Source organism: Pseudomonas sp. 8Z (genome assembly GCF_902506535.1).
Lineage (GTDB): Bacteria > Pseudomonadota > Gammaproteobacteria > Pseudomonadales > Pseudomonadaceae > Aquipseudomonas.
Genome location: NZ_LR733824.1, coordinates 231,790 through 250,562 on the forward strand (window position 1 = coordinate 231,790; position 18,773 = coordinate 250,562).

Annotated in this window: 21 protein-coding genes; 1 reads left to right on the forward strand and 20 read right to left on the reverse strand. The window is 63.5% G+C overall.

What is annotated here, in order from left to right; genetic code table 11:
• Window positions 1–58: 58 nt before the first annotated feature.
• From AERO9A_RS01050 to AERO9A_RS01140, 19 genes are all read right to left on the reverse strand, one after another.
• On the reverse strand, window positions 59–1,285 hold the full coding sequence (locus AERO9A_RS01050) for a beta-ketoacyl-ACP synthase (protein WP_159970064.1): 1,227 nt from the start codon (window positions 1,283–1,285) through the stop codon (window positions 59–61).
• Window positions 1,285–2,013, reverse strand: a complete 729-nt coding sequence (gene fabG / locus AERO9A_RS01055) for a 3-oxoacyl-ACP reductase FabG (RefSeq protein ID WP_159970065.1) — start codon at window positions 2,011–2,013, stop codon at window positions 1,285–1,287. Before fabG ends, AERO9A_RS01050 begins: the two co-directional genes overlap by 1 nt.
• On the reverse strand, window positions 2,006–2,470 hold the full coding sequence (locus tag AERO9A_RS01060; RefSeq protein ID WP_159970066.1) for a hotdog family protein: 465 nt from the start codon (window positions 2,468–2,470) through the stop codon (window positions 2,006–2,008). Before AERO9A_RS01060 ends, fabG begins: the two co-directional genes overlap by 8 nt.
• Entirely contained in the window at window positions 2,467–3,654 is a 1,188-nt protein-coding gene (locus AERO9A_RS01065) for a beta-ketoacyl-[acyl-carrier-protein] synthase family protein (protein WP_159970067.1), read from the reverse strand. Before AERO9A_RS01065 ends, AERO9A_RS01060 begins: the two co-directional genes overlap by 4 nt.
• Window positions 3,654–4,151 carry a DUF3261 domain-containing protein gene (locus AERO9A_RS01070; protein WP_159970068.1) on the reverse strand — a complete coding sequence of 166 codons (498 nt, stop codon included), beginning with the start codon at window positions 4,149–4,151 and terminating at the stop codon, window positions 3,654–3,656. Before AERO9A_RS01070 ends, AERO9A_RS01065 begins: the two co-directional genes overlap by 1 nt.
• The gene (locus AERO9A_RS01075; RefSeq protein WP_159970069.1) at window positions 4,148–4,867 is read right to left on the reverse strand and encodes a class I SAM-dependent methyltransferase; all 720 of its coding nucleotides are present in this window, start codon (window positions 4,865–4,867) and stop codon (window positions 4,148–4,150) included. Before AERO9A_RS01075 ends, AERO9A_RS01070 begins: the two co-directional genes overlap by 4 nt.
• Window positions 4,868–4,880: 13 nt before the next feature.
• On the reverse strand, window positions 4,881–6,128 hold the full coding sequence (locus AERO9A_RS01080; protein ID WP_159970070.1) for an NAD(P)/FAD-dependent oxidoreductase: 1,248 nt from the start codon (window positions 6,126–6,128) through the stop codon (window positions 4,881–4,883).
• Window positions 6,129–6,211: 83 nt separating this feature from the next.
• Entirely contained in the window at window positions 6,212–8,539 is a 2,328-nt protein-coding gene (locus AERO9A_RS01085) for an MMPL family transporter (RefSeq protein ID WP_159970071.1), read from the reverse strand.
• A complete protein-coding gene (locus AERO9A_RS01090; protein ID WP_159970072.1) occupies window positions 8,523–9,125 on the reverse strand; it encodes an outer membrane lipoprotein carrier protein LolA in 603 nt (200 codons plus the stop codon). Before AERO9A_RS01090 ends, AERO9A_RS01085 begins: the two co-directional genes overlap by 17 nt.
• Window positions 9,122–9,547 carry a thioesterase family protein gene (locus tag AERO9A_RS01095; RefSeq protein WP_159970073.1) on the reverse strand — a complete coding sequence of 142 codons (426 nt, stop codon included), beginning with the start codon at window positions 9,545–9,547 and terminating at the stop codon, window positions 9,122–9,124. The genes AERO9A_RS01090 and AERO9A_RS01095 overlap by 4 nt, the downstream gene beginning before the upstream one ends.
• Complete coding sequence (gene hutH / locus AERO9A_RS01100; protein ID WP_159970074.1) at window positions 9,540–11,081, reverse strand: histidine ammonia-lyase; 1,542 nt, start codon at window positions 11,079–11,081, stop codon at window positions 9,540–9,542. Before hutH ends, AERO9A_RS01095 begins: the two co-directional genes overlap by 8 nt.
• Window positions 11,062–12,009 (reverse strand): glycosyl transferase, encoded by a 948-nt coding sequence (locus AERO9A_RS01105; RefSeq protein WP_159970075.1) that lies wholly within the window; start codon window positions 12,007–12,009, stop codon window positions 11,062–11,064. Before AERO9A_RS01105 ends, hutH begins: the two co-directional genes overlap by 20 nt.
• Entirely contained in the window at window positions 12,006–12,752 is a 747-nt protein-coding gene (locus AERO9A_RS01110) for a glycosyltransferase family 2 protein (protein WP_159970076.1), read from the reverse strand. The genes AERO9A_RS01105 and AERO9A_RS01110 overlap by 4 nt, the downstream gene beginning before the upstream one ends.
• Window positions 12,745–14,409, reverse strand: a complete 1,665-nt coding sequence (locus tag AERO9A_RS01115) for an acyl-CoA synthetase family protein (RefSeq protein ID WP_159970077.1) — start codon at window positions 14,407–14,409, stop codon at window positions 12,745–12,747. The genes AERO9A_RS01110 and AERO9A_RS01115 overlap by 8 nt, the downstream gene beginning before the upstream one ends.
• Window positions 14,406–14,951, reverse strand: a complete 546-nt coding sequence (locus AERO9A_RS01120; RefSeq protein WP_159970078.1) for a hypothetical protein — start codon at window positions 14,949–14,951, stop codon at window positions 14,406–14,408. The genes AERO9A_RS01115 and AERO9A_RS01120 overlap by 4 nt, the downstream gene beginning before the upstream one ends.
• Window positions 14,952–14,955: 4 nt before the next feature.
• The gene (locus tag AERO9A_RS01125; RefSeq protein ID WP_159970079.1) at window positions 14,956–15,219 is read right to left on the reverse strand and encodes an acyl carrier protein; all 264 of its coding nucleotides are present in this window, start codon (window positions 15,217–15,219) and stop codon (window positions 14,956–14,958) included.
• 12 nt (window positions 15,220–15,231) lie between these two features.
• On the reverse strand, window positions 15,232–15,492 hold the full coding sequence (locus AERO9A_RS01130; RefSeq protein WP_159970080.1) for a phosphopantetheine-binding protein: 261 nt from the start codon (window positions 15,490–15,492) through the stop codon (window positions 15,232–15,234).
• Window positions 15,473–16,282, reverse strand: coding sequence for a 1-acyl-sn-glycerol-3-phosphate acyltransferase (locus AERO9A_RS01135; protein WP_178111079.1), 810 nt, complete (start codon window positions 16,280–16,282; stop codon window positions 15,473–15,475). Before AERO9A_RS01135 ends, AERO9A_RS01130 begins: the two co-directional genes overlap by 20 nt.
• Entirely contained in the window at window positions 16,255–16,971 is a 717-nt protein-coding gene (locus tag AERO9A_RS01140; protein WP_159970081.1) for a beta-ketoacyl synthase chain length factor, read from the reverse strand. The genes AERO9A_RS01135 and AERO9A_RS01140 overlap by 28 nt, the downstream gene beginning before the upstream one ends.
• A gap of 248 nt (window positions 16,972–17,219) precedes the next feature.
• Here AERO9A_RS01140 and AERO9A_RS01145 point away from each other — a divergent pair, with 248 nt between their 5' ends.
• Complete coding sequence (locus AERO9A_RS01145; RefSeq protein WP_159970082.1) at window positions 17,220–17,993, forward strand: ParA family protein; 774 nt, start codon at window positions 17,220–17,222, stop codon at window positions 17,991–17,993.
• A 65-nt stretch (window positions 17,994–18,058) separates the two neighbouring features.
• Here the strand turns inward: AERO9A_RS01145 and AERO9A_RS01150 are convergent, their stop codons facing one another.
• A complete protein-coding gene (locus tag AERO9A_RS01150; protein ID WP_159970083.1) occupies window positions 18,059–18,694 on the reverse strand; it encodes a flagellar biosynthesis protein in 636 nt (211 codons plus the stop codon).
• Between the last annotated feature and the right edge of the window lie 79 nt (window positions 18,695–18,773).

Here is an 18,773-nt window from a genome sequence, read left to right on the forward strand (position 1 = left end):
GTGACAGTGCTCTATATGTCCGTGTCATTTCTTAACTCCTTTTCGGGGGGACTAGGGATCAGCTCCAGCGGCGGAAGATCAACGATGTGTTGATCCCGCCGAAGGCGAAGTTGTTGTTCATCACGTACTCGTGGCTCATCTGGCGGAACTCGCCGCGCAAGTAGTCCAAGTCGCCGCACGCCGGGTCGATGTGGTCGAGGTTCAGGGTGTACGCATAGCTGTCGGTGTTCATCATCTCGATGCTGAACCAGGACTCCAGCGCGCCACAGGCACCGAGGGTATGGCCGAAATAGCCCTTCTGCGAGCTGATCGGCATACGTGGACCGAACAGGCTGCTGGTGGCCAGGCTTTCGGCGACATCGCCCTGTTCGGTGGCTGTGCCATGACCGTTGACGTAGCCGATTGCCGAGGGCTCCAGGCCGGCGTCGTCCAGCGCCAGTTGCATCGCGCCACGCATGGTCTCCTGCACCGGCTTGGTGGCGTGCTGGCCGTCGGAGTTGCAGCCGAAGCCGACGATCTCGGCATGGATGGTGGCGCCACGGGCGAGGGCGTGCTCCAGTTCTTCGAGCACCAGGATGCCGGCGCCTTCGCCGATCACCAGGCCGTCGCGGCCGCTGTCGTAGGGGCGCGGGCTGGTGTGCGGTGCGTCGTTCTTCAGGCTGGTGGCGTAAAGTGCGTCGAAGACCATGGCCTCGGTCGGGCAGAGTTCTTCGGCGCCACCGGCGAGCATCATCTTCAGTCGGCCGAATTTGATCGCTTCATAGGCATAACCAATGCCCTGGCTACCGCTGGTGCAGGCGCTAGACGTCGGGATCAGGCGGCCCTTGAGGCCGAAGAAGATGCTGATATTGGCCGCCGTAGTGTGCGGCATCATGCGGATGTAGGAGTTGGCGTTGAGGCCGTCGGCCACCGAGTTCAGCAGCATGTTGCCGAAGGCTTTGACCTCTTCGGTGCTGCCGGTGGATGAGCCGCAGGCCACGCCCATGCGACCGTCGCTGATGCACGGATCGCCGAGCAGACCGGCATGTTCCAGCGCGCGCTCGGCAGCGAATACCGCCAGTTTGGAGACGCGGCCCATGCTGCGCGTCTGCTTGCGGTTCCAGTGTTTGGGCTGGACAAAGTCGTCCACCGGCCCGCCCAGTCGAGTGTTCAGCTCGGTGAAGCGATCCCACTCGTCCATGCGGCGGATGCCGCTCTTACCCGCTTTGAAGTTGGTCGAAATGGTTGGCCAGTCGCTGCCCAGCGAGGTGATACCGGCCATGCCGGTGACAACTACACGTTTCATTAGCAAAGACCGCCATTGACTGCCAGAACCTGGCGGGTGATGTACGCCGCCTCGGCGGACATCAGAAAATTCACCGCTCCGGCCACTTCATCCGGGGTGCCCATGCGCGCGGCCGGAATCATCTTGAGAATCTCGTCCACCGGTACCAGCTCGTCGAGAATCTCGGTATCGATCAGCCCCGGGGCGACGCAGTTGACGGTGATCTTGCGCTTGGCCAGCTCAATGGCCAGGGCCTTGGCGGCGCCGATTATGCCGGCCTTGGAGGCGCTGTAGTTGACCTGGCCGCGATTACCGACCAAGCCCGATACCGAGGTGATACAGACGATGCGCCCGGCTGCGCGACGGCGGATCATCGGCATGGTCAGCGGGTGCAGCACGTTGTAGAAACCGTCGAGGTTGGTGCGCAGCACCTGATCCCAGTCTTCTTCGGAGAGCGCGGGGAAGGCTCCGTCGCGGGTCAGGCCAGCGTTGCACACCACGCCGTAGTAGGCACCATGCGCTTCGATATCGGCTTCCAGTGCTTCGCGGCAAGCGGCGCGATCGGAGACGTCGAATTGCAGGAGGCGCGCCTGGCGGCCCATTTCGGCGATTTGCGCCTGCACAGCTTCGGCTTCACTGCGGCGCGAGCGGCAGTGCAGGACGATGTCATGGCCTGACTGCGCCAGGCGCAGGGCGATGGCGCGGCCGATGCCGCGGCTCGAACCGGTGACGAGGATGGTTTCAGTCATGGAATTGTTCTTGCTGTTCTTGTAAATAGACCGCCGGTTGCGGCGGGCGGAACACATTGAGGCGCGCTTCGGCTTGTATGCCGGGGCCTTGTAGGTGGCATTCGAAGACGCCCATGCCGTTGTCGTCCTGCAGCGAGCAGAGGGCGTGGATGTGCAGCTCGCTAGCAACTGGAAAACGCTCGACGTTGCAGGTGTATTTGCGTGTGCCGAGCAGAAAGCCCAGCTCCACCGGCAAGCCGGCGCGCTTGGCTTGGATGCCGACGAACGCGGCGATAGCCTGCGCCATCAGTTCGATACCTGTCCAGGCTGGCAGGCTGCCGTCGCTGTCGTTGAGCAGACCGTCGGGGCGCACCCTGAGGCGTACCTCGATCGCTTCGCTGTCGCAGCTCAGCACTTCATCGAGCAACACCATGTCGCCGGCGTGGGGCACCAGTTCGGCTATGGGCCACAGGCTCATGGTGCATCTCCGATAATCAGTGCGATGTTGTTACCGCCAAAGGCGAAGGAATTGCTCATCAGGTGACGCCCCTGGTCACGGCTCAGGCGGGCGCCGGTCTGGACGAGTTCGAGTGGCGCCAGTTCGGGGTCGCGTTGTCCGTCCCAGAGGTGTGGTGGCAACAGACCGCCGCAGTTGTACTCGCTCAGGGTCAGCCAGCAGAAGGCTGCCTCCAGCGCGCCGGCTGCACCCAGCGTATGGCCAGTCATGGGCTTGCTCGACGAGCAGGGTAGATCAGCAGGAAACAGGGTGTGCACGGCCTTGCTCTCCATCGCGTCGTTGTGCCGGGTGGCGGTGCCGTGCAGGTTGAGGTAGTCGATTTGGGCGGGTTGCAGCCTGGCGCTGGCCAGGGCTTTCTCCATCGCGCTACGGGCGCCGAGGCCATCCGGGTGCGGGGCGGAGATGTGGTGGGCGTCGGAGCTGGCGCCGCCGCCGAGCAAAGCGATGGGGGCTGGCTCGCGGGTCATCAGAAACAGCGCTGCCGCTTCGCCGATGTTGATGCCGTTGCGGTTCACCGAGAACGGATTGCACGGCTCGGGCGAAACCGCCTCCAGCGCGGAGAAGCCGTTGAGCGTCAGGCGGCACAGGCTGTCCACGCCGCCGCAGATCACCGCGTCGCAGATGCCTTGCTGCAGCAGACGATGAGCGCTGAGCAGCGCGCGGGCGCTGGAGGTGCAGGCGGTGGACTGGCAATAGACAGGCCCCGTCACGCCCAGCCAGTCGGCGAGAAAGACCGCTGGTGCGGCCATTTCCTGCTGGACGTAGGTGTAGTCGTGCGGTAATTGGCCGTCTTGCTCGTAGCGGGCGATGTGCTCACTGGCTTCGCGAATGCCCGAGGTGCTGGTGCCCAGTACCAGGCCGACGCGCAGCGTGCCGTGCTGGCTGATCGCCTGGCGCAGCTCGGGTTCGATCTGCAGCGCCGCCGCCAGGAGCAACTGGTTGTTGCGGCTGTGCGCGGCCTCGAAGCCTGCGGGCATCGCAGGCAGCTCGGCGTGTACGGCGCCGACGGTCAGTTGGCGCCCGCTGACCCAGCCATCCTCTGCACGCATGCCGCTGCTGTCGCCGGCGAACAGCGCATCGGCAACGGCCTGTTTGCCCGCGCCGAGAGCGCAGACAACTCCGAGTGCGTTGAGGTAGCTGGGCATCAATTGCGGCCTTCCTGATTCAATACGCTTATCCGGTAGCTCAAGCCTGGTTTGTCGAGGCTGAAGCTCAGCGCGGTGCGGTAGTTTACCCGCCAGTGCGGTGCCAGTTCGCGATTCCCGTCGGATCGCCGTTGCCAGGTGTCGGCAGGGTAGCTGCGTGGCAGTGCTGTGTCGTCGCTGAGGGCGAACAACAAGGCGGCGAACAATTCCCGGGCTTCGGGGTTGGGCGGTAGCAGGCCGTCATTGTGCCAGGTACCGGCTTGCAGGCGTTGGCGGGCCAGTGGTATCCCCAGTGGATCAAGCAGTGACCAGCGCAGGGCCTGACCTTCACGCTGGATCACCAGCAGCCAATCCTCTTGGCTTTCGCCTTGCTGGCGCTGTATCTGCAGGCTCAGCGGCAGCGTGGCGACGAGCGTCGGCGTGGCTTCGGGCAGTGGCGTACGCGCGGCGCAGGCCGCGAGCAGAAGGCTGGCGAAAAGCAGAACGAGGCGGCTCATGATGGTTTGCGGGCCACTACGTTGAGCAGGGTTTCATCGCGCTGGCCGACGGCTTTCGGCCGCATCAGCCCACAGCGTTCGAGCAGGCCGAAGTCCTTGGCCCGGCTCCACCACAGGTAGGGGTAGGAGATGTCGTCGGCGGCGAACTCGAAGCCCTGGGCGCTGAGCATGTCCAGGTATTGCTCGGCACTGCGCTGCACGTGCATCGGGTGGCGAAACAGCCAGCGAATCACCCAGGTGTCGATGTAGTACTTGGTCGACTCTGCCAACAGCAGTCGGCCGCCGGGTTTGAGCACGCGCCAGAACTCGGCCAGCGCCTTCTCCTGTTCCACCAGGTGGTGCAACGTCTGGTGGCAGAACAGCAGGTCGATGCTGGCGTCAGGCAGGTCGATGGCGGCGCAGTCACTCGCGATCAGCTCAACCTGCAGGCCCAGGCGCTCGGCTTCGCGGCGCGAGCAGCCAAGGCTGTGCGGGTCGGCATCGAGACCGATCAGGCGGGCAGGGGCGAAGGCTTGTTGCAGCAAACCGAACGAGCGTCCCTGGCCGCAGCCGACATCGAGCAACACTGGCGCTTGCGGCAGTGGCGTGCCGAGCAGGCGCTGCAGGTCGTTGATGGCCACGCGCAGTACATGGTGTTGCCACACGTGGCTTTGCAGGAACCAGAAGCCGAAGCGGGTTTCTTCGACGTAGGTGGGCGAGACGGGGGCGCTGTTCATCGACACTCCTTTGTCAGTTCGGGGCGCAGAGCTCTGCCAGTACGCCGAGCCGGCGCTTGGGTTCTGCCACGTAGGGGTTCTGGGTATCCCAGGCGTAACCGGCGAGGATCGAGCTGATCATACGGCGGATGTCCGGTGATGCGTTTTCGTAGTAGATCACGTCCTGGAAGGTGCCATCGTACCAACCCTGGACATAGACGCGGAACGTATCCACACCGCGCTTGAGCGGGATTGCGAACTCCTGCTCCCAGTCCACCATTTCGCCATTGAGCTGACGATGCAAAAGCCCGGCGGCCATGCTCGCCGAGCGCATGGCGATGGTCACCCCGGAGCTGAACACCGGGTCGAGGAATTCGGCGGCGTTACCCAGCAGGGCGAAGCCCGGCCCGTGCAGGCTCTTGACGTTGGCCGAGTAGCCGTTGATCTCGCGCGCCGGGGTATCCCACACGGCATTGCCCAGCACCCTGCTCAGTGACGGCGTTTCGGCGACGAACTGCTTGAGGCAGACGTCGAGATCCTGCGGGTAATTCGCATAATGCTCGGCCGCGGCAACCACGCCCAGCGAGCAGCGGCCGTTGCTGAATGGAATCGTCCAGAACCACACGTCGCGCAGGGTCGGGTGGGTGGTGATGAGGATCATCTCGCGGTTGAAGCCCGAGGCTGGGTCGATGTTGTCCTCGATGTGGGTGAACACCGCGCGGCGCACCGGGAAGGCCGATGGTGTGTCGAGATCGAGCAGGCGCGGCAGTACTCGGCCATAGCCGCTGCCGTCAAGGACGAAGGCGCATTCGATCTGGTATTTGAGGCCATCGGTCAGGCGGTGTACCGATAGTTGCGGGCAATCACCGGTGAAGTCGGCGGCGAAGATTTCTTCCTCGTAGCGAATCTCCACCCCCTGACGTTCGGCTTCATCGGCTAAGAGTTTGTCGAAGTCAGCTCGGATCACCTGATAAGTCGAGCCCTTGCCCTCGGTGAACTTGTCGCGGAAATCGAAGCTGGTGTGGCGCTCGCCCCAGGCGAACGCGGCGCCTTGCTTGGTCTGGAAACCTGCAGCCTGAACGGCTTCGAGCATCCCGGCTTCCTCGACGAAGTCCAGGCAGTGCGACAGTAGGCTCTCACCGATGGAAAAGCGTGGGAAACGCTGGCGTTCGAGTACCAATACGTCATGCCCCTGGCGTTTGAGAATGGCTGCCGCGATTGCTCCGGACGGGCCTGCACCGATAACGACAATCTGACGCTGCTCGATTTCAGGAGATTGCATGACGATTTCTTCGCCTCAAGGTTGTGGGCATGTCTGGCGCACCATGCGCCAGATTGGATGGGGGACGATTGATGCAGGTCGGTTCATCGCGGCGCCGCCTCGGCCTGCCTGTCGCCCGCCCAGGGCGCCAGAAGGAAGCTGAAGACCAGGCCGATGCTGATGGTCAGGCCGAAATTGCTCACCGCAGGGGTGCTCGATACGGCCAGCAGGCCAAATGACAGCCAGGTGGTCAGGGCCGACAACAGGGTGCCGAGCAGGCTGGTGGCGGAGCCGCCGACCCGTTCGCGGATCAGGATGGCGTAGTCCACACCAATGGCGGTGACCAGCAGCAGGCCGAACAGGCCGAACAGCGTCAACGGCTGTCCCAGCCAACCCAGGCATGCCAGGCTGGCCAATGCCGCCAGCAGCGAAACCGCCAGCACCCGAGCGGCGCCGCGCACACCAAAGGGAATGCACAGTATGGCGAAGATCAGCAGGCAGGACGCCAGCTTGAGTTCGGCTGCGCTGACCTGCGTGGCTGCGAACAGGCGGTTGAGCTCGCCGAGGCGGTCGACCAGCTTCACGCCAGCGAGCCCCTCGGCCTGTGCGGGCAGCAGCTCGCTGTCCCTCAGCCCTTGCAGGCTGACCAGACCGGCGACTTGGCCGTCATCCGTCGGCCCCAGCCAGAGCGGCCGCCAGGGCTCGCCCAGTGGGCCTGCCAGCACCTGTTCGATGCCCAGTGAGGGCAAGGCTTGCAGGTGCTTCACTTCTTGCGCGATGGCTTGGGCTGGAACGCCCAGTTCGGTGAGCGCGGTACTGGCGCGGGGTAGTTGCGTCAGGGCCTGGCGCAGGGCTTGCTGTTGCGTTTGCGGCGCAACCAGTTGGCTCAGGGCCTGGTAGCTCTGCAACTGGCCTCGCTGCACCAGTTCGTCTAGGCGCTGGCTCAACTGCTGCTGACGCTGCAGCAACTGCTCCTCGTCCTGGCCACGTACCAGAAAGAACTGGCTGGTGGGCTGCATACCGATGATCTGGCTGATGGCTTTCGATTGCTCCAGCAACTGCGGCGGCACGCTGGCCCACTGGCGCAGATCGTCCTTGTGCGAAAGTTGCAGCAGACCGCCCAGACAGAACAGCGCGAAGATCGCCAGCAGCCAGGGGGTAGACAGCCAGCGCAGCAGCGCTTCACGCCACCTGAGCAGACCTTGCGCAAGCGCCAGAGGGGGCTGCCAGGGGCGGATCTCGACCTTGGCCAGCAGCGTGGGTAGCAAAAACAGGGTGCTTAGGTAGGCGCCGAGCAAGCCTGTGGCAGAGAAGATCGCCACCTGCTTGAGGGCCGGAAAGGGGGTGAAGGCCAGAGCCAGATAGCCGATGACGTTGGTCACCAGGCCGAGGGTCAGGCCGAGCAGGGTGGCGCGCAGTGCCCGCCAGTTATCCCAGGGTTGCAGCGTCCAGCTCTTCGACAACAGGTGCAGGGGGTAGTCGATGGCCACGCCGATCAGGCTGGCGCCCAGCACCAGGGTCATGACATGAATATGGCCGAACACCGCGACGCAGGCCGTGAGCCCAGCGAGTACGCCGATGGCGGCGGGAACGAATGCCAGCAAGACGCGCACCCGACGAAACACCAGCAGCATCACCAACAGGGCGCCGACACTAGCGATGCTGCCCATCAGGCTGATCTCGCGAGTGGCCTCGCGCTGGCCGTGGGCGGAGTACAGCAAGCCGCTGCTGGCGAGCAGTTGGCCGCCGTGTGCCTGCACCTCCGTGCGGGCCCGGCTGACCAGACCTTCCACCGCCAGTACCAGGTTGCCGTCGAAGGCGTCGGCGTTGGTGCGGGCGCGCAGCAGTGCCCAGGTGGTGCCTGCGCTTTCGGCGATCAGAGCGCCGCTAAGGTCGAGCTGGATGTTGTTGTGATGCGGCAGATGTTTCTCCACCAGGCTGCTCAGGCCGAGCAGGTCGTCATCGCTGGCCACCACGCTCTGGCTGCGGAACGGGTCGAATAGATCCTGCACGCGGTTGCTGATGAAGGCTTGTGGGTTGTCGATCAATAGCTGCCGGTCAGCGGCTGGCAGCAGCGCCAGACGTTGTTGCAGCAGTTGCTGGCGTAGGCTGGGCAGATCGGCCTGAAGATCCCACTGCACCCTCTCGAATAGCGGCTGTTGCTGCCAGCGTTTGCCCAGCTCGGCAGCCAGTGCCAGCGCGCGTTCGCGCTGTGGGTGGCTGATCAGCACCAGCAGTTCGCGGTTGAGCGGCTCCTGCATGCGCTGAACGGCTTGCTCCTGCAGCGCGTCCGGCTTGCCGCTGGGCACCAGTTCCAGCAGGTTGGCCGATACTGGGGCGCCGCCTCGCCATTGCCAAGCGGCCACGGCGAGCAGCAGGAGCAGGGCGAGCGGGAAGAGCCGTGACCCCCAGTATTCAATTCTGGAAATCATCTCGCTCCGAGTCGCTCAGGGCGTTGTCAGCCTGGCTGTTCTGCAGGCGTAGCACGGTGCTGTCGCCCTGAGTTTCCTGTAGCTCGATACGCTGCACCAGGGCGCCGCCGCTGATGTGGACAGCTTGAAAAATCTGCTTGAGCAGCACGCTGCGAGGGACCAGATCGAGCTGCCAGGCTGTGGCACTGCCGCTCAGACTGAGTTCGAAATCCTGGCGCAGGCCGCTGCTGTCGCCCTGGAGAACGGCAAGGAACAGGCGATTCTGCTGAGCGCTGGCGCTCTGTTGGGTGACCAGTTGCCAGCCCTGCTCGCTACGCCGAGCGATGCCTTGCTTGTCGATGCGGTAGTCCTGCTGCAGTGGGCGCTTGAGCAGCCAGAGCAGGCCATGATCCTTGGCCAGGACGAACTGGCCATGGCTGGTCAGTGGTTGCGGCAGGGCGCGCAGGTGCTTTTCCTGAATGAACTGGCCGCGCACCACCGCGGATTGACCGAGCTGGGCGCTGAGCTGGTCGAGGTCGAAGGCTTGCGCAAGTTGCGCCGTGGCAGCCAAAAGCAGGCCTAGAGCCGCAGTCAGAAGACGTCTCACGCGATGGCGCTCCGTACGGCATCGAGGAAAACTTGGGGCGAGGCGAACTGCATTTCTCGCGTGGCGATCTCCACGGCCACTTGCACGGTGCTACCACGGGTCATGCGCTCGCCGGTCGCGGCGTCGCTGATCAGGTAATTGATCTTCAGGCGGTTCTCCCATTCCACCAGATCGGCGCGCACGACGATGCGTTGGCCAAACTGAGCGCCGCGCACGTAGCGCACCTGCAGGTCGATCACTGGCCAGGCATAACCGGAGCCACGCATCTGCTGATAGTTGTGGCCGAGCTTGTCGAGCAGGGCACAGCGTGCCTGCTCGAAGTATTTGACGTAGTGGCCATGCCAGACAATCTCCATCATGTCTACGTCGTAGAACTGCACTTGCAGCTCGATCTGTGCCTGCAATACGCCGGCCTTACGCATACAGCCTCCAATGCTGGTTGCGGATACGCTCCAGGCACAGGCGCAGCTCGCTTTCCAGGGCGCGGTCCTCGATCACCGGGCGGAAATCCTCGGCCAACTGAGCACGCATGGCCGCCAGCGGTGCGGGGATGTCGCGCTTGCCACCGCACTCGCGCAGCCACACGCCCTGGTTGGCGGCCAGCAGGGTGGCGGCTGCGACCTGCTCGGTCAGCTCCAGGCTGCGCAGGGCATCGCGCGCGGCGATGGTGCCCATGCTCACCTTGTCCTGGTTGTGGCATTCGGTGGAGCGCGAGAACACGCTGGCCGGTAGGGTGTTCTTCAGGGCTTCGGCGGTCCAGGCGCTGGCGCCGATCTGCACGGCCTTGAAGCCGTGGTTGATCATCGCGGTTTCCTTTGGCGCGCCGGACAGGTTGCTCGGTAGGCCGTGGTTGTAGCGGCTGTCCACTAGCAGGGCGAGCTGGCGGTCGAGCAGGTCGGCGACGTTGCCGACGAGGTTCTTCAGGCTGTCCATGGCGAAGGCGATATGCCCGCCATAGAAGTGCCCGCCGTGCAGCGTGCGCTCGGTTTCGGCGTCGAACAGCGGGTTGTCGTTGGCGCTGTTGAGTTCGATCTCGATGAACTGGCGCAGCAGGCCCAGGCTGTCGGCCAGTACGCCGAGCACGTGAGGTGCGCAGCGGATCGAGTAGCGATCTTGCAGGCGATGCAGCGGCGGCAGAGGCGCCTCGACGGCCAGATCTTGGCGAATCCAGGCGGCCACCTGGGTTTGACCCGGATGCGGCTTGGCGGCGAACAGGCGCTCGTCGAAGTGCTCCGGGTTGCCCTCCAGGGCGATCACGTTGAGCGCGGTGATGCGCGTCGCCAGCTTCAGCAGGTAGTCGGCGCGGGCATAGGCCAGGCAGGCCAGGGCGGTCATCACGGCGGTGCCGTTCATCAGCGCCAGGGCTTCCTTGGGGCGCAGGGTCAGTGGTGTCCAGCCCAGTTCGCAGTGCACGTCGGCGGCGCTGCGGCGCTCGCCCTTGTACAGCACCTCGCGCTCGCCACTGAGGGTGGCGGCGACATAGGACAGCGGGGTCAGATCGCCGCTGGCACCGACCGAGCCTTCCTCCGGGATCAAAGGCAGCACGTCGTGCTCGATGAACGCCTGCAAGCGCTCGAGCAACTCCACGCGCACCCCGGATACGCCGTGGCACAGCGACTGCAAACGGGCGGCGAGTACCGCACGGGTGCTGGGGGCGTCGAGCAGTTTGCCCAAGCCGCAGCCGTGGAAGGTGAACAGATGCTGGGGCAATGCCTCGACCTGATGCAGCGGTACCGCGACCACGCAGGAGTCGCCGTAGCCGGTGGTGACGCCATAGATCACGCCTTCCTTGTCCAGCAGGGTGTCGAGGAAACGCGCACCCTTGGCGATCTTCTCGCGGTAGGCCGGATCGCCCTGCAACTGGGCGCGGGCCTGGCGCTGCGACAAGGCTACGATGTTCTCGATGGTCAGGGCGCGCTCGCCGAAGATCACCGGCTCAGGCTGGTATGTCGTCATCTCGCTTCCAGAAGGGGTAGAAGTTGAACCATTGTTGTGGCGCGTCCAGGCAGTGCTCGCCCAGGCGCTGTGCATAGCGTTGCGCCCACTCGGTGATGACTCGCTCGCGGTCGCGGCGCGTCCATTGCACGCTGTCGGCAAAATGTTCGAGGCGTACCTGATAGTGGCCATCGATCTTCAGGCAGTGCACCAGGCTCACCGGGCACTGCAGCAGCCCGGCCAGCAGCCAGGGACCTTGCGGGAATGCAGCGGGATGGCCGAGGAAGTCGACCACGGCATGGCGGGCGCCATGCAGCGGTACGCGATCACCGGCGATGGCCAGCCATTCGCCGCGTTCGAGGCGTTCGGCCAGTTGCAGCATGATCGCCGGATCCAGTTCGCTGACCTGAATCAGGCGCAGATGGCTGGCGCCTGATTCGCCGAGCAGACGGTTGAAGCGCTCGGCATGCTTGGTATGCACCAGCACGTTCATGCGTACGCGCTCGCCCAGTTCGGCCAGGGCGCGGCAGACTTCCAGGTTGCCCAGATGGGCACCGACCAGCAATTGCCCACGGCTGCCGTCGTGCAGGCTGGCGCGCAGTTCGTCAGGGTCGACGAGCTGCAGTTGCTGTAACGGCAAGCGGCCGTTCCACACATCCAGCTTGTCCAGCAGGCTGTCGGCGAAGGCGAGGAACTGGCGCAGCACGGAGCCGGATGTGGGGCGCAGCTCGGGGCGTTGGCCCCAGGCCGCGAGGTTGTTCTGGTACTCGGCGATGCTGGCGCGCGCGCGCCGACCAAAGATGAAGAAGTACAGGACGATCAGGTACAAAAGTGGTGTCAGTGGGCGGCGGCCCAGCAGGCGCACGGCGGCAGCGGTAAAGCGCATCAGCAGGAAGCTGCCACGCTCGCCCTGCTTGGCCCAGTGACCTTTTGCCCCTGTCGCGCTCATGCGGTCAACCTGCGCCAGATGATCCGTGGCGCACGCACCAGCATGCCGAAGAAGAGCCGGGCGTGCATGCCCGAGATCAGCAGATTGTCGTGCCACAGGCGAAAGTGCGACAGGCCGTCTTCCGGGTAGTGCACGCGGGTTGGCAGCCAGTGCATAGGCTGCTCACGCCAGGCCATACGCACCAGGATTTCGGTATCGAAGTCCATGCGGCGGCCAAGTTTGACCGTATCGAGCAGCGCCAGGGTGGCGCGCAGTGGGTAGACGCGAAAGCCGCACATGGAGTCGCGAATCTGCAGCGACAAGCAGTTGATCCAGACCCAGACATGGGTCAGGTAGCGGGCGTAGAGGCGGCCCTTCGGCACGCTCGCGTCATATTCCGGATAGCCGCAGATCATGGCCTGTGGGTGCTGGCGCGCGGTGTTGAGAAAGGTCTCGAGCGCGCTCAGGTCATGCTGGCCATCGGCATCTACCTGCAGTGCGTGGCTGTAGCCAAGACGCGCTGCTTCGCGCAGGCCGGCTGTCACTGCGCCGCCCTTGCCCTGATTGCTGGGCAGCCGCAGCAGGTGAACCTGCGGGCGTTGAGCCAGTTCGTCCATGACTGTGGCGCAGGCCGCATGCGAGCCATCGTCCACCAGCAGGCAGGGTAGACCGGCCTTGCACAGCGCGTCGACAACCCCAGGCAGAGGCCGCTCGTGGTTGTACACAGGGATGACCGCACAGGGATAGAAGTCTAACTCAGCCATGGGCTGGTTCCAGCAGGATGCGCCCTGAGGAGCAGGCTGCTTCGCCATTGCGGTAGGCGAAATACAGCTTGCCGCGTTCCGCATCGAAGCGCAGGGACAGCTGCAGGGTGTCGCCGGGGCGCACCAGTTGCTGGAACTTGAGCACTTCCATGCCAGCGAAGCGCGGCGGCAGGCCGGGGATCAGTTGGCGAGCCAGGTGCTGCGCCCAATCGACCTGCACCACGCCTGGCAGTACCGGCGTCTTGGGAAAGTGCCCGGTGAAATGGGCAAGATCCGGTGGCACGGGCAGTTGCAGCAGCCACTCGCCATCGCGTTCTTCGCTGCTGCTGGGTACGCCCCGCGTCGGTCGTGAGGCAGCCAGCAGGGTGTCGATCTGGCTCTGCGCCAGCTTGCCCTGGCTGCTGTAGGGTAGCTCTAGCAGCAGGCGCCAGCGGCGTGGCAGGGCGATGGTTTCGCAATGCTCGGCCAGATGCTTGCGCAAGGTCTCGGTCAGTGTGCGGCGGCCCTGGTTGCGCAGCACGTGCAAGCCTTCTGGGCTCAGTGCGAGCACGGCACCGAGGAAGGCACGGCCTTCCTGAATAACGCCCAGGCGAGCATCGGCAACCCAGCCGTGGCCGATCAGCGCCTGCTCAATCATGGGCAGGGAGATGCGTTTTTCTTCCAGTTTGACGATGCGGTCGAGCCGCCCGCGCAGGACGAAGCGGCCATCGGCGCCCAGCTCGGCGGCGTCCGCGCTTTGCTCGATATGCCCGGCGGGCAGATAGGGTGAGGCGATACGCAGGGCGCCTGCCTCATCCAGGCTCAGCTCGATGCCGGTGAACGGTTGCCAGGTGGTGTGGCCCTGGCGCCAGCCGATACCGCCGGTCTCCGAACTGCCGTAGATTTCCGTCGGCCATTGGCCCAGGCGTTCATGCAGGCTCTGCGCGGCCTCGGCGGGCAGAGCGCCACCGGAGGAAAACACCTGTTTGACGCGGCTCAGCGCCGGCCAGTCGAGGTTGTCGCCCATGCGCTTGAGCAAGGCCGGGCTGGCTACCCAGGCAAAGTTGCTCTGGCCAAGACTGGCCTGCTGCAGGTCTTCAGGAAAGGGCAGCGCGCGGCGGTACAGTGGGCGACCGGCGCACAGTGGCCAGAGCAGGCGGAACAGTAGGCCGTAGATATGCTGACAGGCGACGCTGCCGAGGATGGTGGCCTGGCCCAGGTTCTCACCCCACAACTGCTCCAGCGCGTCGACCTCGTTGGCCAGTTGCTCCAGGCTCTTGTCGATCAGCTTGGGCTCGCCGCTGGAACCTGAGGTGCACAGCGTCAGACGGCAGTGCTCGGGCAGCAGGCGTGCGCCGGGCAGAGGCTCGGCGTCCAGCTCGCTCAGATCGTCCAGCCACAGGTCGACCTGATCTGCCAGGCGCTGACGTGTCTGTGCCTGGGCGTCGGCCGGTAGCAACACTTGCACCCCGGCACGCCAGGCGCCGAGCAGGGCGACGGCCAGCTCAGCGGCATCTTCCAGAAACAGCGCCACGCGCTGTACGCCTCGCGCTTGCAGGGCGGCGGCCAGCCTCAACGCCTGCAGACGCAACTGTGCGTGGCTTAGACTCGGCGCTAGGGCTACCTGGCGTTCAGGATGAGCCTCAAGCAACAGCTCGGTGATGGGCAACCAACTCATGCGTGTTTCCTTACTTGCTGGCGTACCAGCCATTCGCCAGCGAACAACAGGCCGATCAGGCCGTAAGAGATCAAACCGGTGTACAGCGTCCACCAGGACAGCGGTGCACACAGTGCCAGTGCGATCAGCACCAGGGCGTTGCCGAGAAAGAACAGCGTCCAGACCAGGGTGACCTTGCGCGTGTAGCGCACGGCGACTTCCGGTAGCTGCGGTTCGCGCAGGCGAGCCATGCGTTCGACCAGCGGCGGGCCGAACTTCAGGCTGAGGCCGAACAGTGCCAACAGCATCAGGTTGAGCAACACCGGATACCAGCGCAGCAAGGCCGGATTGCCCGCGAGGCCGAGCAACAGGCAGAACGCCAGCGCCGAGATCGCCAGCCACAAGCCACCGGGGCGGCGCTTGGCGGTCAAGGCCCGCGCCAGCCACAGCCCTCCGAGCAGCACTGCGAACCCACGCGGCGAAAGATGCTCCATGCCGTAATAGACGGCAAAGGGATAGAGCACGCCAGCCAGCAGTAGGAGCAGGCCAAACAGCCGAGCCATGGTGTCAGTCTTGTGCCGGTGGGGTGTTGATTAGTCTATATACGGCTTCCACCACGTCGCCTACCGTACGTACGCTCTTGAACTCTTCGGCGGCGAGTTTGCGGCCGGTCTGGCGCTTGATGTGGTCGATCAGGTCGACGGCATCGATGCTGTCGATTTCCAGGTCTTCGTAGAGGTTCGCGTCCAGGGTCACACGCTCGGCATCCAGTTCGAACAGCTCCACCAGTGCGCTGTGCAAGGTGGCGAAGATTTCATCGCGGTTTTGCATGGTGGCTGATCCTCAGGCGGCCTGGCGGGCGGAGATGAACTCAGCCAGGCTGGTGACATTGGCGAAGTGCTTGCGGGTGTCCTTGGCTTCGGCGTCGATCTTGATGCCAAAGCGTTTCTGGATCGCCAGGCCCAGTTCCAGGGCGTCTACCGAGTCCAGACCGAGCCCTTCGCCGAACAGGGGCTGTTCTGCGCCGATGTCGTCAGCGCTCATGTCCTCGAGGCCCAGGGCATCGATGATCAGGCTCTTGATTTCAAGTTGCAGATCGCTCATCTGTTGCGAGCTCCTTCATGAAGTGTTGATGCAAATGGTCATTGAGCTTGCGCGACGCAATAGGCAGCGGAGCCTGCTCGGTGAATTGCCGAGGGTCGATATCCTCGCCGACGCGCAAGCGAAAGTGAAAACGACGTGACGGGATGCTGTACCAGGGCTCGGCCTTGGTCAGCGTGGTGGGCGTCACGCTGATCACCACGGGCGTGACGATGCTGGCACCACGCACGGCGATAGCCGCCGCGCCACGGTGAAACTCTGGGTTGCTGCCAGGAACGGTACGCGTTCCTTCGGGGAATACGATCAGGGTCTCGCCGTTCTGCAGGGCGCCGGCGGCTTCGTCGAGCATGTCCAGGCTGCCGCTGTTGCTGATGTACTGGGCGGCGCGAATCGGCCCGCGCATACAGGGGTTTTCCCACAGGCTTTGCTTGACCACGCAGTTGGCGTCGCGGATGAAGGCGATCAATACCACCACGTCGATCAGCGAGGGATGATTGGCAATCACCATTTGCCCAGGGCGGCCAAGGCGTTCGGCACCTTCGACCTCATAAGTGAGTACGCCCATGCGGTACATGAACTGAACGAACACGCGAAAGGTCCAACTGACCACGGCGCGAGCACGACTGCGGCGCCGCAGGATGTCGCCAGGCAGCAGCGCGAGCAGGGGGAATACCAGTACGCGTAGCAATACGCCGCCAATGCCGAACAAAGCAAAGCTCAGGGCGGTGGTAATCAGCCTCCAGACATAGGGCGGGCTGTAAGGGCTCAGTCCTCGTTGCGTGACCAGATCCATTGGCGGCCTTTGCAGTTGTGAGTCAGTGTTCGCTGCTCGCCATAGAAGGCGCGCAGCAGGTTCAGCGGATGTGGCCAGGCGGCGGGTACGCCAGAATCGGCAGGAGCGAGGCTCAAGGTCCAGGTTTTGCCCGGTTTCAGCAGCAGAGCCAGCGCATAGGGAAAGGGTACGTCATCTATATGTGACGTGTAGAGGTCAGGCGGCAATTCTTCGGCGATGACCAGCAACACGGCAGGAGCGCCATCGGCAAGTAAGCCGCTGGCTTCGAGTATGGCTTGCTCCAGACCGTCTCCGCAGGCGGCCATGGCGGTCATTTCGCTGGTGTCATTGCGCAGGATTGACCACAGGCCGACAATTGAGTTGTGTACCGACAAGCTGAACTGGGTCGGGGATAGCGGCTCGTCTTTGGCTAGATCGCTGAGAATAGCCAGCGTTCGTGGCGTTTCGCCGTGTCGGGAGGCGAACACCAGCGGCAGGGGGCCTTGCTCATCGGCCAGTGGCCAGGCCACGTGGAACATCATCCGCGCCAGCCGACTGAGGCGCCTGCGCTGCATGGCGGGCAGGAAGCTCACATCAGGCTGTTGCTGCCCATCGGGCACGACTGTGGGGGCGTTGCTCCAGGCACGCCAATCTTCCACTGACTCTAAGCCCGGAGCCCAGGCACGCAATCCTTCGATCTTGAAATTCATAGGACGAGGTTTTTCGTCACTCCGGGCAGGCCGATGGGCGCGGCAGAGTGACTGAAAGAGCTGATATCAGTCGTGCCATGGCATAGTGCCGGTATTGGTTCGGCCGGGCATTATCTAGATGCGTGCGCAACTGTGCAAATGTTGCGCAGTGTCTTCTGATAGGCGGATGATGGCCTTGTGGTTCGCATCTCATGCTTGTCATGAGCTTTGCATAGGCTTTGGGACTTTGAGACGCAGGGGGAGCGACGATGCGACGTGTCGTGTTCAATCAGAAGGGCGGCGTGGGCAAGTCCAGCATCGCGTGTAATCTTGCGGCAGTTAGCGCGGCGCAGGGCTATCGCACACTGCTGATCGACCTCGATGCCCAGGCCAATTCGACCCACTACCTGACAGGCCTGACCGGTGACGATATTCCGGTGGGCATCGCCGATTTCTTCAAGCAGACCCTGGCCTCCGGACCGTTCGCCAAGAAAGGCAAGGTCGACATCTACGAAACGCCCTTCGACAACCTGCATGTGGTCACGGCAACCGCCGAACTGGCCGAGTTGCAGCCCAAGCTGGAGCAGAAGCACAAGATCAACAAGCTGCGCAAATTGCTTCAGGAATTGGCCGAGGACTACGACCACATCTACCTGGATACGCCACCAGCGCTGAATTTCTATACGGTTTCAGCCTTGATCGCGGCTGATCGGGTGTTGATTCCCTTCGACTGCGACAGCTTCTCGCGTAATGCGCTGTACGGCCTGCTGGCCGAGATCGAGGAGTTGAAGGAGGATCACAACGAGGATCTGGAGGTTGAGGGCATCGTGGTCAATCAATTTCAGCCACGTGCCACACTGCCTCAGCAACTGCTCGATGAACTGATCGCAGAAGGCTTGCCGGTGCTACCGGTGAACCTGATGAGTTCGGTGAAGATGCGTGAATCGCACCAGGTGTGCACGCCGCTGATCCATCTCGATGCGCGGCACAAGCTGACCCAGCAGTTCGTCGAGTTGCACGATCTGCTCAACGCTGCTGGGTAAGCGCGTTGGCGGCTAGATACAAGGGCGTCGCGGTGTTCAGCGACGTCCTTGTCTACGCCAGCGTGTCAAAGCTTGCTTGCAGTTTCCTTGGCGATTTCCTGTAGGCCGGCTTCCGTGATGGCTTTCCAGTCGCTATCAGTGACGGCTTGCATGCCATCGCTCTTGAACGTGACGATTTCCATGCTCTGTTGGCCATCGGTTTCTATGTTCAGTCGCGACTTGTTGTTGACCGTGACGTAGAAGAAGCCTGGCGAGAACCATGACCAGAACTCCTTGACGTGAACTTTCACTTCAGCCGCTGAGGTCTCGGGTTTCGTCACCACCTCATAGCCAGCTTGCCGGTAGGCTGATGCCACTGATTCACCCACCAGGGCGGAGATCGTGCGGCCAGACGGAAGTAGAACGTCGCCAAGTGCTTTGCCATAGCCATTTCGCTTGCGACCAATGGCGCGCTCGGTGATCGCGCGATCACTGATTTCCGCGTTCTTCAGCGACGGAATGTCGGCCTGTTTCGGCTTGGCCTCGAAAACGCGTTCATCGACCGTGTTGATGTACACCTTTTTGCCGAGGCTAGCGGTATTACTGGCCTTGTCCAGCGATGCGGGCATCACGTCGACCTCGGAACGGCTCGTTGCACAGCCTACGCAAAGTGCCAGCAGAAAGCTGACGGTAACCAGTTTAAGCATCTTGTCCATCCCCATAGAAACTACTCCTTGCATATATCGGTTCAGCTTGTTGGAGTGGCGATTCTATAGGGATGATGGCTATTTGGCATCTCGC